The organism is Bowmanella sp. JS7-9, assembly GCF_004329715.1.
Lineage (GTDB): Bacteria > Pseudomonadota > Gammaproteobacteria > Enterobacterales > Alteromonadaceae > Pseudobowmanella > Pseudobowmanella zhangzhouensis.
Genome location: NZ_JXSY01000015.1, coordinates 185,163 through 198,450 on the forward strand (window position 1 = coordinate 185,163; position 13,288 = coordinate 198,450).

At 50.7% G+C, this 13,288-nt stretch carries 10 protein-coding genes; 5 read left to right on the forward strand and 5 right to left on the reverse strand.

From position 1 onward, the window contains the following. Window positions 1–29: 29 nt before the first annotated feature. On the reverse strand, window positions 30–3,905 hold the full coding sequence (gene purL, locus TK45_RS09205) for a phosphoribosylformylglycinamidine synthase (RefSeq protein WP_131258355.1): 3,876 nt from the start codon (window positions 3,903–3,905) through the stop codon (window positions 30–32). 141 nt (window positions 3,906–4,046) lie between these two features. On the opposite strand from purL, the gene mltF reads away from it, so the two are divergent. Next, the gene (gene mltF, locus TK45_RS09210; protein WP_254426578.1) at window positions 4,047–5,453 is read left to right on the forward strand and encodes a membrane-bound lytic murein transglycosylase MltF; all 1,407 of its coding nucleotides are present in this window, start codon (window positions 4,047–4,049) and stop codon (window positions 5,451–5,453) included. A gap of 131 nt (window positions 5,454–5,584) precedes the next feature. Here the strand turns inward: mltF and tadA are convergent, their stop codons facing one another. Then, window positions 5,585–6,115 carry a tRNA adenosine(34) deaminase TadA gene (gene tadA, locus TK45_RS09215; protein ID WP_131258356.1) on the reverse strand — a complete coding sequence of 177 codons (531 nt, stop codon included), beginning with the start codon at window positions 6,113–6,115 and terminating at the stop codon, window positions 5,585–5,587. A gap of 183 nt (window positions 6,116–6,298) precedes the next feature. Between tadA and TK45_RS09220 the strand changes: the two genes are divergently transcribed. The 3 genes from TK45_RS09220 to galE all read left to right on the forward strand — a co-directional run bounded on the left by TK45_RS09220 (window position 6,299) and on the right by galE (window position 7,902). Beyond that, window positions 6,299–6,517: a hypothetical protein gene (locus TK45_RS09220; RefSeq protein ID WP_131258357.1), complete on the forward strand. Its 219-nt coding sequence runs from the start codon at window positions 6,299–6,301 to the stop codon at window positions 6,515–6,517. A 66-nt stretch (window positions 6,518–6,583) separates the two neighbouring features. Further along, window positions 6,584–6,877, forward strand: a complete 294-nt coding sequence (locus TK45_RS09225; protein WP_131258358.1) for a DUF6170 family protein — start codon at window positions 6,584–6,586, stop codon at window positions 6,875–6,877. A 5-nt stretch (window positions 6,878–6,882) separates the two neighbouring features. Further along, window positions 6,883–7,902, forward strand: coding sequence for a UDP-glucose 4-epimerase GalE (gene galE, locus TK45_RS09230; protein WP_131258359.1), 1,020 nt, complete (start codon window positions 6,883–6,885; stop codon window positions 7,900–7,902). A gap of 9 nt (window positions 7,903–7,911) precedes the next feature. Here galE and TK45_RS09235 read toward each other — a convergent pair whose 3' ends face one another. From TK45_RS09235 to guaB, 3 genes are all read right to left on the reverse strand, one after another. Beyond that, window positions 7,912–8,589 (reverse strand): transporter substrate-binding domain-containing protein, encoded by a 678-nt coding sequence (locus TK45_RS09235; RefSeq protein ID WP_131258360.1) that lies wholly within the window; start codon window positions 8,587–8,589, stop codon window positions 7,912–7,914. 72 nt (window positions 8,590–8,661) lie between these two features. Then, window positions 8,662–10,239, reverse strand: a complete 1,578-nt coding sequence (gene guaA / locus TK45_RS09240) for a glutamine-hydrolyzing GMP synthase (protein WP_131258361.1) — start codon at window positions 10,237–10,239, stop codon at window positions 8,662–8,664. 66 nt (window positions 10,240–10,305) lie between these two features. Continuing rightward, entirely contained in the window at window positions 10,306–11,775 is a 1,470-nt protein-coding gene (guaB, locus tag TK45_RS09245) for an IMP dehydrogenase (RefSeq protein ID WP_131258362.1), read from the reverse strand. A gap of 109 nt (window positions 11,776–11,884) precedes the next feature. Here guaB and xseA point away from each other — a divergent pair, with 109 nt between their 5' ends. After that, window positions 11,885–13,234, forward strand: a complete 1,350-nt coding sequence (gene xseA / locus TK45_RS09250) for an exodeoxyribonuclease VII large subunit (protein ID WP_131258363.1) — start codon at window positions 11,885–11,887, stop codon at window positions 13,232–13,234. The last annotated feature ends 54 nt before the right edge of the window (window positions 13,235–13,288 follow it).

The following is a 13,288-nucleotide window of genomic DNA, read 5'->3' on the forward strand; positions in this document are numbered from 1 at the left end:
CCCTGTTTCACACTGTGAGCGACTCGCGATTAGCCAACAAAGACCCGAGCGTTGCGGAACATCCGCATCCACGGGCTGTCTTCCTGCCAATCATCCGGATGCCAGGAGTTTGCCACCGTGCGGAATACCCGCTCAGGGTGCGGCATCATAATGGTTACCCGACCGTCACGGCTGGTTAAGCCAGTGATCCCCTGCGGCGAACCATTGGGGTTGGCTGGATAATGTTCTGTAGGGTTGCCGTAGTTATCCACATAACGCAGGCTGACCGCCTGTTGCGTCAGTGCAGACTGCGCGCCTTGTGCATCTGCAAACTCAGCAAAACCTTCACCGTGCGACACCGCAATTGGCATACGGCTTCCAGCCATACCCTGCAACAATACCGACGGGCTATCCTGCACCGCGACCAAGGAGAAACGTGCCTCGAAGCGAGATGAGCGGTTTTGTACAAAGTGTGGCCACAAGTCAGCACCTGGGATCAGAGATTTCAGGTTTGACATCATCTGACAACCGTTACATACCCCCAGCGAGAAGGTGCTTTGTCGTTCAAAGAAAGCGGCAAACTGTTCACGCGCGCGGCTGTTAAACAGCACAGACTTGGCCCAGCCTTCACCAGCACCTAATACGTCGCCATAGGAGAATCCACCGCAGGCCACCAGCCCCTGGAATTGATCCAAAGTAATCCGTCCGGCCAGGATATCGCTCATATGCACGTCAACCGCGCTAAAGCCTGCACGGTCGAATGCTGCTGCCATTTCCACATGGGAATTTACTCCCTGCTCACGCAACACCGCCACTTTAGGCGCAATACCTTTGGCGATATAAGGCGCAGCCACGTCCTCGTTTAGATCAAACGATAGCGCGACATTTAAGCCCGGATCGCCATTGTCTTTCTTAGCTTCAAACTCCTGATGGGCACAATCTGGATTATCCCGCAGCGCCTGCATCTGATGGGTGGTTTCTGCCCATACGGTGCGGAAATAGGTGCGGCTATTAATCAACACCGGCTCACCATGGCGGGTGAAACGCAGCTGGTCTTCACCATTTACCTCACCAATCACATGGCTCATGTCTGCCAGTTGATATTTTTCCAACGTCGCCAACACATCGGCTACATCGGCTTCTTTCACCTGCACTACCGCACCGAGTTCTTCGTTAAATAATGCGGCGAAATTGTCGTCGCCCAGGTGGTCGATATCCACATCCACACCGCAGTGACCGGCAAATGCCATTTCCGCTACAGTGGTAAATAACCCGCCATCAGAACGATCGTGATAAGCCAGTAACTTACCCTGCTGCAATAGCGCCTGAATAGCATCAAAAAAGTTCTGCAACAACGCTGGGCTATCCAGATCCGGTACCTGATCGCCCAGTTGTTTATAAACCTGAGCTAAACAAGACGCGCCCAAACGGTTTTGTCCATTACCCAAGTCAATCAGGATGAGCTTGCTGGCGCCCTGATCTTTACGTAACTGCGGAGTTAGAGTTTTGCGCACATCTTCGACCCGGGCGAACGCGCTGATCACCAACGACAATGGCGCAGTAACCGATTTATCGTCCCATTTGGTCTTCATCGACATTGAGTCTTTGCCGACCGGAATGGTTAAATTCAGCGCAGGACATAATTCTTCTCCTACCGCTTTAACCGCCTCATATAAACCAGCATCTTCGCCCGGGTGACCTGCAGCAGCCATCCAGTTAGCTGACAACTTCACTCGTTTCAATTCGCCAATGTTAGCCGCGGCGATATTGGTAATCGACTCAGCCACGGCCATGCGCGCCGCGGCGGCATGATTGAGTAAGGCCACCGGGGTACGCTCCCCCATAGACATGGCTTCACCATGATAGGTATCAAACGCTGCAGCGGTGACCGCCACATCGGCAACCGGGATCTGCCATGGTCCAACCATCTGGTCGCGAGCGACCAAACCTGTCACGGTACGGTCACCAATGGTGATCAGGAAGGTTTTCTCGGCAATGGTCGGTAAACGCAACAGACGTTCTGCCGCCTGTTCCAGCGTAATGCCATCAAGCTTCAGTGGCTGTCCTTTGACAGTCAAACTGGTGACGTCGCGATGCATTTTCGGTGGCTTACCCAGCAATACATCCAGCGGTAAATCCACCGGTTTATTATCAAAGTGTTTATCGCTCAAGCTCAGGTGCGGTGCCTCTGTAGCCGTCCCAATGACCGCATAAGGTGCGCGCTCACGACGACATATCTCATCAAACACCGCCAGATTGTGTGGCTCCACAGCCAGCACATAACGTTCCTGCGACTCGTTACACCAGATTTCCAGTGGCGACATACCGGGTTCATCATTGGGCACGTTGCGCAATTCAAAATCGCCACCACGGCCGCCATCATTCACCAGTTCAGGGAATGCATTAGATAAACCACCAGCGCCCACATCGTGAATAAATTGAATCGGGTTCTTGTCGCCTAATTGCCAGCAACGATCGATGACTTCCTGACAACGACGTTCCATTTCCGGGTTATCCCGTTGCACCGAGGCAAAATCCAGATCTTCACTGGACTGACCGGACGCCATAGAGGATGCAGCGCCGCCCCCCAGACCAATATTCATCGCCGGACCACCTAATGCGATCAGTTTGGCTCCCGGCTGGAAGTCGCCTTTTTCAATATGTTCGCGACGAATATTACCCAGACCACCAGCCAACATAATCGGCTTGTGGTAACCGCGGATTTCTTCACCATTAAAGCTGGTGACTTTTTCCTCATAGGTGCGGAAATACCCCAATAGCGCAGGACGGCCAAATTCATTATTGAATGCCGCGCCACCTAATGGGCCATCCAGCATAATATCCAGCGCATTGACGATGCGATCCGGCTTGCCAAAATCGGTTTCCCATGGCTGTTCAAAGCCTGGAATTCGCAGGTTTGACACGGAGAACCCTACCAAGCCGGCTTTCGGTTTAGCTCCACGACCGGTCGCCCCCTCATCACGGATTTCGCCACCAGAACCGGTCGCGGCTCCCGCATAAGGTGCAATCGCAGTTGGGTGATTGTGCGTCTCCACTTTCATCAGAATATCGATGTTTTCGTGGTGATACTGATATTCACCGCTTTGTGCATCGGCAAAAAAGCGCCCGGCTTCACTTCCCGCCATCACCGCTGCGTTATCTTTGTAAGCGGAATACACATAGTCACTGCATGACTCGAAAGTATTCTTGATCATCTTAAACAGAGATTTGCTTTGAGCCTGACCATCGATGGTCCAGTCGGCGTTGAAGATTTTATGGCGGCAGTGTTCCGAGTTTGCCTGGGCGAACATGTAAAGTTCGATATCGTGAGGGTTGCGGTTGAGTTTTTGAAAGTTAGTAAGAAGGTAATCTATTTCGTCTTCGGCCAGTGCTAGTCCCAACTGAATGTTGGCTTGTTCCAGTGCTGGGCGACCATCCTGCAGAATATTGACCTCAGAGAGTTTGGCGGGGCTTTGATGCTGGAACAGTGTTGAGGCGCTATCCAAACTGTCCATCACCGACTCAGTCATTCTGTCATGTAACAGGGCCGATAACTGCCGGTACTGGCTCGGGGTCAACTCATCGCATTGCAGATAATATGCGCAACCACGTTCAACGCGTTTTATCTGAGTCAATCCACAGTTATGCGCGATGTCGGTAGCCTTGGAGGCCCATGGCGATATGGTGCCAACCCGTGGCGTGACCAGAATAAGCTTGCCATTGGGCTCATGGATTGCTTTGGCAGGTCCGTAGGTTAATAACTTCTTGAGTACCGCCAGTTGCTCGTCACTCAGGGGATCACTATTCACAAAATGCACATATTCCGCATACACAGCCTGCACAGGCAGCCCTGCTGAATGGAATTGCGACATGAGCTTACGCTCTCGAAAATCAGAAAGTGCCGGGGCACCACGAAGAATCAGCATAGCGGCGGTTCCGAATTATTATTTGGATAGAGGCGTATAGAGGACCGGCATTATAGTGGAAAATCAATCATTTGATAAGCTGGAAAGCACGGCAATATTTCGTCAGAATAAGACATCGTAGATTTTCTGACAGGTGACGCTTTGACCTCTTTGTTGCGCGGTTTATTGCAGCGCTTGGCCCTCATTTTCACCTGTGCGGTAGTGCTGGCCTGCCAGCCCCAAATCAAAAGCAATGCACTGCAACAGGTACTCCAGCAAGGGGTACTCAAAGTCGGTACCCGTTATGGTCCCACCACGTATTATCAGGGCCCCGAAGGCCCGCAAGGTTTCGAATATGAGCTGGCGGCCGGATTTGCCGACTATTTGGGCGTTAAGCTGGAAATGTTGCCTTACTACAATCTTGACGAACTTTATCCGCAACTGGATTCCCGCCATGTTGACCTGATTGCCACCGGATTAACCGTCAATGCCGATTTGCATCAACGCTTTAAGGTCGGTCCTGCCTATAACCAGGTCAGCCAGAAACTGGTATTTAAACAAGGCAGACCCTGGCCACGCACCGCAGATGAACTGGACGGCGAGATAAAAGTCGTGGCGGTCAGTAGCCATGCCAGTAGCTTACGTCAGTTGCAGCATAATTTTCCCGCGCTGCAATGGACAGAAACCAACGAGCAGGACGAAGAAGAATTGTTGCAGGCGGTATTAGATGAAGACCTATCCTTCACCATTGCCGATTCTCACACCCTGGCGGTTATGCGCCGGCGCAACCCTGAACTGGCAATCGCCTTTACCGTAGAAGAGGAACAACCGATTGCCTGGCTGCTAAGTAGCCATCAGGACGATTCGCTGTTAGCAGCTTTAATTGACTATTTTGGTCAGTTGCGTGCGGATGGTCGCCTCACAGCGTTGAACGATAAATATTTCGGCCATATCCAAAGTTTTGACTACGTGGATACCCGTCGCTTTATCGAGGCAGTGGAACAAACCTTACCTGAATACCGTGAGCTATTCAGGGCCGAAAGCAATAATCTGGATTGGCGCCTGCTAGCCGCCATGAGCTATCAGGAAAGTCACTGGAATCCCAAAGCACGCTCACATACCGGTGTCCGGGGAATGATGATGTTAACGTTGGATACCGCACGGGATTTGGGCGTTAAGTCCCGTTTAGATCCACGCCAAAGTATTCAGGGTGGCGCTCGTTACTTCCAGATGCAGCTCGATCGCATCCCCGAGCGAATCGCCCAACCAGACCGCACCTGGTTTGCATTGGCAGCCTATAACGCGGGCTGGGGCCATGTAGAGGATGCACGTATTCTGACCCAACGCCAGGGCGGCAACCCGGATCTGTGGGTCGATGTAAAGCAGCGCTTACCGCTATTGCGTCAGAAAAAATATTATAAAACGCTAAAATATGGCTACGCCCGTGGCGATGAAGCTGCCGCCTATGTGGCGAATATTCGCCGCTATTATGATACGCTGGTGTGGCTGGATGAAAATCAGGGCATCGCACCAGAGCAGGTGCCGAATCAGGCGTTAGAGCAGGACTAATCAAGCATGGCCAATCAAAAATTTCGTTTTTCCCGCCGTATGTTTAAAAACAACACACACAGACGATTGGCACTCAAGCGCGCGCATCGCAAAGTCAATTTGCGCCGTCAGGCTTTTCAAAATCGTGAAATTTACTTATCCATGGATGGCATGACTGATTCTGTCGAATCTAATGTGGTAGTGGATTGACGCAATTGCTTTTGTTCTTTTCGGCGGCGACGAAAAAACGCAGATAGTGCCGTACTGCATTGCTTCGCTAAAACACCACTTTCTACGTCGATTTGGTGATTCAATGCCGGATGTCGGCAAATATCCATCACACTGCCAGCAGCACCGGTTTTGGCATCCGCCGCACCATATACAACACGCGCTACCCGCGCATGAACCAACGCACCGGCGCACATCGCACAAGGTTCCAAGGTAACGTATAGGGTGCTGTCCACCAGACGATAATTGTTTACTTTACGCCCGGCAGCACGAATTGCCTGCATTTCAGCATGGGCAGACGGATCGTTGAGCATAATCGACTGATTAAACCCCTCACCTATTACTTCATTATTTTTGACTAACACTGCACCCACAGGAATTTCACCCTGTCGCTCTGCCTGCTGGGCTAAAGACAGTGCATGCTGCATCCAGAATTCGTCTGTATTTGTTGTCACGCCGTTACAATTATTTACCTTAACACTCTGCCAATTAGACAAAAAATTAGCGAATATCACCAATGTTGTTCGTAACCATTTCACTTCGCTTTTATAAGATATTGATTTTTAAGACAATAAAAAGTGGCGAGGGAATTGCCTGATAACAACAGCAAGAGAATTTTATCAACAGGGGAAACATTCATGAATTTGACGTCGATCGGTATTATCGCGATTCTGACCTGGGGCATGATTGAACTGGTGAAGCAGTTCAAGCGTGGCGACAGCAAACAAAATAGCAAGACTGTCAATGAATTACAGAGTCAGGTGCAGCAACTGCGTGAGCGGGTTGAAGTGCTGGAAAAGATCGTCACCGACAACAGTTATGATTTGAAAAAACAGTTCGATAACCTCAAAGACTAATCGGTACTTTGCAATACAGATGACATTCGCTAAAGTGGCGGCTGATTGCCGCTACTTGTGTTTTCTATGCGACTGATTTTTACCACCCGCCAATTTCAGCAATTACACCATCTGGATTTAGCACAGCGCCAACAGGTGATTCAACGTGCGACGATGCGCCTGACGCCACCTGAACGTTTTGCACTGAATATTCTAAAATTGTTGGTGTATGTGCCGGCATTTGCCTTACTGGTCAAGCTACCCGAGCAACCATTCAATGCCCTCTGGGCAGGCCTGATTTTGCTCTGCATTCCACTGGTCATTCGGCCAATGCAATGGGGAATGGCAGAAAAATACTTGCAACTTCCTAAACAGGATTAACCAACATGGAATACGTACTAGTTACCGGAGGAGCCGGTTATATTGGCAGCCATACCGTGCTGCAGCTTTTACAGGCGGATTATCCGGTTGTCGTATTGGATAATTTATCCAATGCCAGCGAAGAGTCGCTGCGCCGCGTGCAGGCTCTGAGTGGCAAAACGCTGGCATTTGTCAAAGGTGACATCCGCGATCGCGCCTGTTTGCAGAAAGTATTTAGCCAGTTTTCGGTCAGTGCGGTCATTCATTTTGCCGGATTAAAAGCGGTGGGTGAGTCGGTAGAAAAACCGTTGAGCTATTACGATAACAATGTCAGTGGTTCGGTGATTTTGTGTGAAGAAATGGCCAGAGCAAAAGTCAAAACGCTGGTATTCAGTTCTTCTGCAACTGTCTACGGCGACCCGATAGCGCTGCCGTTAAACGAGAATATGCCGCAGGGCGTGCCGACAAACCCCTACGGCATGTCGAAGTTGATGATCGAGAATATTTTAAAAGATGTGTACCGTTCGGATAACGATTGGAATATCGCCCTGCTGCGCTATTTTAACCCGGTCGGTGCGCATATATCCGGCCAGATTGGCGAAGATCCCAACGGCATTCCTAACAACCTGATGCCATTTATTACGCAAGTCGCAGTAGGAAAACGTGCTCAGCTATCTGTATTTGGCAATGATTATGACACGCCGGACGGCACTGGCGTGCGTGATTATATACACGTCGAGGATCTGGCTAACGGCCACTTAAAAGCATTAGAAAAACTTGCCACCGGTGCCGGCCTTGTGACCTATAACCTCGGCACAGGTAACGGTTATTCGGTATTGGACATGGTAAAGGCCTTTGAACTAGCCAGTGGTCAGGCGGTTCCTTACCAAATCTGTCCTCGTCGCTCTGGCGACGTGGCGTCCTGCTTCGCCGATGCCAGCCTCGCCGCGCAGGAACTTGGCTGGCGCGCCACGCGCGGCATTGAAGAAATGTGCGCCGATAGCTGGCGCTGGCAATCGCAAAATCCAAATGGTTACAACAAGTGAAAAAGCGCCTCAGGGCGCTTTTTTATTTTGCTGGAGTCTGGCGTTGAGCCAACAATCATTACGAATGAATAACCCAACCTGTTGAGTGGCCAGTAATGTCTCAGAAAATTGTAACGTCTGTTCACCTGTTACTTCGGCAGACAGCCTCTCCAGTGCGTGCTCATCGCCAAATGCGTAATCCACCCGACTCAGCAATAACAACTCAAGCCCCTGCTCGACCGTTTCGACAAAGACTATTTTTTTACCCGCTTGTTTAAACCAGGCTGGAATAAAGCGTTCCTTAGAGCTTCGCAATAATGCGACAGATTTACCGGATAAATCCGTCAATTCATTCCACCGGAACGGGCTATCCGTCATGTTACGAAATAACCCCATTTTGACCACTTCATTGCCTAACGGTACAAAACGCACATCTTTGCGCTGCCAGGGCGGATAAAAGGTTGCACACCATTGTTCATCACTGATGGCTCTCTGCGCGCGCGCAGGAGGATAAAATAATGGACGGATGTGCACATCGGACAAATTTTGCTGGCGCAGATAGGCCTGTAATGCCACAAAATTTGAACCCAGATCGCTGCGCGACTGCGTCACATAGGGAGGATATTCCACAGCCACCACGCTCAGGGTGCTGTCACTGGCATAACCAGCAAACGTTAACAACGCGGCTAACCATGTCACATACTTCATTTGCACATCACATAAAAAAGGCGCTACCGAATACACGGTAGCGCCTTTTTCAAACACAAGCCAGCTTGATGATTATTCCCACTCAATAGTGGCCGGTGGCTTACCGGAGATGTCATACACCACGCGGCTGATGCCATCGATTTCATTAATAATCCGGTTAGAAACTTTACCCAGGAAATCGTAAGGTAAATGCGCCCAGTGTGCGGTCATAAAATCAATGGTCTCTACCGCGCGCAGACTCACTACCCAGTCATATTTACGCGCATCGCCCATCACGCCCACAGAACGAACCGGCAGGAACACGGTAAAGGCCTGACTGACCTTGTGATACAACTCCGCGTTATGTAACTCTTCGATAAAAATCGCATCGGCACGGCGCAACAGATCGCAATATTCTTTTTTGACTTCACCCAATACGCGCACACCAAGACCCGGTCCCGGGAATGGATGGCGATATAACATGTCGTATGGCAAGCCTAACTCAAGACCCACTTTACGCACTTCATCTTTGAACAATTCACGCAATGGCTCCACCAGCCCCATCGCCATATCTTCTGGCAGGCCGCCGACATTATGGTGAGATTTAATCACATGGGCTTTACCAGTGGCTGACCCCGCTGACTCAATCACATCTGGATAAATAGTGCCCTGCGCCAGCCATTTTGCATTTTGCAGTTTCTTCGACTCTTCATCGAACACTTCTACAAACACACGGCCGATCACCTTACGCTTGGCTTCGGGATCTTCCACACCAGCCAGCTCAGATAAGAAACGCTGTTCAGCATCTACTTTAATAATATTCAAACCAAAATGATCGCCAAACATATCCATGACTTGTTTGGCTTCATTTAGCCGCAGTAAGCCGTTGTCGACGAATACACAGGTCAGATTGCTACCAATAGCACGGTGTAACAACATCGCGGTAACGGAAGAGTCAACTCCCCCCGACAGGCCAAGAATTACCTGGTCATCACCCACCTGCGTTTTAATTCGGGCCACGGCATCTTCGATGATTGACGCTGGCGTCCACAATTTTTGCAACTTACAGATGTCCAGTACGAAGTGACTCAGCATGCGCAGACCCTGACGGGTGTGGGTCACTTCCGGGTGGAATTGTACGCCATAGAATTGACGGGCTTCATCTACCATCGCCGCATGCGGGCAGCTAGGGGTAGATGCGATTGTGGTAAAGCCACTTGGGATGGTTTTAACCTTGTCGCCGTGGCTCATCCATACATCTAACATGGCGTTACCATTGGTGCCGACATGGTCTTCGATATTGGCAAACAATTGGCCGGCCTGCAGAATTTCCACCTGAGCATACCCAAATTCGCGCACATCAGAGCCCTGTACAGAGCCACCTAGTTGTTCTGACATGGTTTGCATGCCATAACAAATGCCCAAAACAGGTACGCCTGCATTAAAGACGTATTCAGGCGCGCGTGGCGAGCCGGCTTCTGTCACTGACTCTGGTCCACCAGAGAGAATAATGCCATTAGGATTAAATTCGCGGATTTGCGCTTCGGTGACATCCCACGCCCAAAGTTCGCAATACACGCCAATTTCACGTACACGACGCGCAATCAGCTGTGTGTATTGAGAGCCAAAATCGAGGATCAGAATGCGTTGATCATGAATATTAGTGGTCATCGGTTTTCCCAACAGAATAGGCAAAAAAGACGCAGGCGGGTTTCCCCGCCTGCTGAATTCAGAATATTAGCCAAGTCGATAGTTTGGCGCTTCTTTGGTAATGGTCACATCGTGTACGTGTGATTCTCCCATTCCCGCCGCCGTGACTTTGACAAATTGCGGCTTAGTGCGCAGCTCATCAATGGTCGGACATCCGGTCAGGCCCATGGCAGAGCGCAGCCCACCCATTTGCTGATGCACAATATTGGCGATCGGGCCTTTGTACGCCACGCGCCCTTCGATACCTTCCGGCACCAGTTTCTCGGCATCTTTGCTGTCCTGGAAGTAACGATCCGAAGAGCCATGGCTCTGGTTCATCGCACCTAACGAGCCCATACCGCGATATGACTTATAATAACGGCCCTGATAAAGCTCCACTTCACCCGGCGCTTCCTCAGTTCCGGCCAGCATACTGCCGACCATCACACAGCTTGCGCCCGCGACTAAGGCTTTGGCGATATCACCAGAGAAACGAATACCGCCATCGGCAATAACCGGAATATCGGTGCCCGCCAGGCCGCTAACTGCATCAGAAATAGCAGTAATCTGTGGTACGCCGCATCCGGTCACAATGCGTGTGGTACAGATAGAGCCAGGGCCAATGCCCACTTTGACCGCATCCACACCTGCGTCGGCCAGTGCTTTAGCGCCTTCGGCCGTGGCAACGTTACCCGCAATCAGCTGTACATCCGGATAGTTGGCACGTACCCATTTAACCCGGTCAATTACGCCTTGCGAGTGACCGTGCGAGGTATCAACCAACAGTACATCCACCCCCGCTTCAACCAACAACTGAATACGCTCTTCAGTTCCAGCGCCAACGCTTACTGCAGCGCCAACGCGTAAACGCCCTAATTCATCTTTACAGGCATTCGGTTTGCTTTCGGCTTTTTGGAAATCTTTTACGGTAATCAGGCCTTTAAGCTTGAAGTTGTCGTCCACCACCAGAATTTTTTCGATGCGATGAGCATGCATTAATTCCAGCACCTGCTCAGACGGAGCACCTTCTTTAACGGTAACCAGTTTTTCTTTGACAGTCATAACCTGACTGACTGGCATATCCAGTTTATTTTCGAAGCGCAAATCCCGGCCTGTAACAATGCCAACCAGGTTGTTATCGTCATCCACCACCGGGAAGCCAGAATAACCATGACGTTTGCTCAGTGCGTTAATTTCACCGACGGTCGCAGCTGGCGACACGGTCAATGGATCAGAAACCACGCCACTTTCGTATTTTTTTACCATACGAACGTGTTCGGCCTGTTGTTCCGCAGTCATGTTCTTGTGAATAAAGCCCAATCCGCCTTCCTGCGCCAACGCAATCGCTAAACGTGCTTCCGTAACGGTGTCCATTGCAGCGGAAACCATCGGAATATTCAGCTCGATTTTACGTGTCAGTCGGGTTTTGAGATTCGCAGTGTGGGGGAGTACGGTCGAGTGACCTGGCACAAGTAATACGTCATCAAACGTGAGTGCCTCTTTAGCGATTCGCAACATTCAACAGCCCTTTTCAGTGGTGGATTTGTTGCGGCGGCATTGTAGCCGCTTTGCCCTTGCTGGTAAACTTCAATTTACAAAAAACCTTTGAGAAATCGCGCACCTAATCATGATATCCCGCTCCTCCCCCGACAAGGCATTCACCGTTAGTAATCTTAACCGTCTGGCACGTAACATTCTTGAGGATGAATTAGGTAACGTCTGGGTAAAAGGAGATATCTCCAATATGCTGCGCGCCAGCTCAGGGCACTGGTACTTCACCCTGAAAGACAGCGGTGCACAGGTTAAGGCAGCCATGTTTCGTGGTAATAACCGTTTGATAAAACAACCGCCGAAAGACGGCGACGAGGTTATTGTGCGCGGAAGGATCAGTCTGTATGAGCCTCGCGGCGACTATCAGTTGATTGTCGAGCATATGCAAGGTGCCGGTGAAGGTCTGCTCAAACAAAAATTTGAACAACTCAAGGCGCAATTGCACAGTGAAGGTTTGTTCGACCCGAAACATAAACAAGCACTGCCAGACAATATCCACCGGGTTGGGGTGATTACCTCGCCGGATGGCGCAGCACTGCACGATATTCTCACCGTGCTGAAACGACGCTCCCCGACCACAGAAGTCGTGATTTACCCAACTCAGGTACAAGGTACACCGGCCACCATGCAAATTGCCGAAGCAATTTCCATGGCAAATCTGCGTAATGACGTCGACGTGCTGATCGTGGGCCGCGGTGGTGGCTCGTTGGAAGATCTGTGGTGTTTTAACGAAGAGCCGGTCGCCAGAGCGATATTCGCCTCCCATATACCTGTTATCAGTGCTGTGGGCCATGAAACCGATTTTTCCATTGCCGATATGGTTGCCGACCTGCGGGCACCAACGCCATCCGCCGCGGCGGAGTTGGTCAGTGCAGATAGACGCGAACACCTGCGGCAATTGACCGCGCTGCGACAACAACTGCTGGCTCGCTTACAAAGCCATTTACGCACTGCGCACCAACACATCGATTTGGCCCAGGCCCGTCTGGCCCGATTGCATCCTGAATACCGTCTGCAACAACAGGCGCAGCGAATCGACAACCTGCAAGTACGCTTAAATGGCAGCATTCACAGCGTGTTACAGACTGCAGAAAGCCGTCTACAGCGATCATACGCCAGATTACAACAGCAGTCTCCGGTGCATGCTGTTAAACAAGCCACGCAACAGCAACGCATGCTGCAAAAGGCCCTGAATGCTGCGATGTTGGCTCGTATCCAGCAGGCTGGCGTTCAACTTAGTGAACAAGCGCACCTGCTCAATACGTTGAGCCCGCTCAGTACGTTGGAGCGTGGTTTTAGCGTGCCGTTTCAGCCAGATGGCCAGCTGATCCGTTCCGTACATCAGGTGAAGGCCGGAGATAATATGATTAACCGCTTAGTTGATGGCGAGATTATTAGCCAGGTAATTGAAGTACAAACAAATTAACGGTTAATTTCTGGTCTGCTGCCCATGGTAATGCTAGCCTTTAAACACTTACGT

Bases quoted from the DNA above. Each gene is read 5' to 3' on its own strand.
- galE (WP_131258359.1), top strand. From the start codon at position 6,883: ATGGAATACGTACTAGTTACCGGAGGAGCCGGTTATATTGGCAGCCAT.
- xseA (WP_131258363.1), top strand. From the start codon at position 11,885: ATGATATCCCGCTCCTCCCCCGACAAGGCATTCACCGTTAGTAATCTT.
- guaB (WP_131258362.1), bottom strand. From the start codon at position 11,775: ATGTTGCGAATCGCTAAAGAGGCACTCACGTTTGATGACGTATTACTT.
- TK45_RS09225 (WP_131258358.1), top strand. From the start codon at position 6,584: ATGCGACTGATTTTTACCACCCGCCAATTTCAGCAATTACACCATCTG.
- TK45_RS09235 (WP_131258360.1), bottom strand. From the start codon at position 8,589: ATGAAGTATGTGACATGGTTAGCCGCGTTGTTAACGTTTGCTGGTTAT.
- TK45_RS09220 (WP_131258357.1), top strand. From the start codon at position 6,299: ATGAATTTGACGTCGATCGGTATTATCGCGATTCTGACCTGGGGCATG.
- guaA (WP_131258361.1), bottom strand. From the start codon at position 10,239: ATGACCACTAATATTCATGATCAACGCATTCTGATCCTCGATTTTGGC.
- purL (WP_131258355.1), bottom strand. From the start codon at position 3,905: ATGCTGATTCTTCGTGGTGCCCCGGCACTTTCTGATTTTCGAGAGCGT.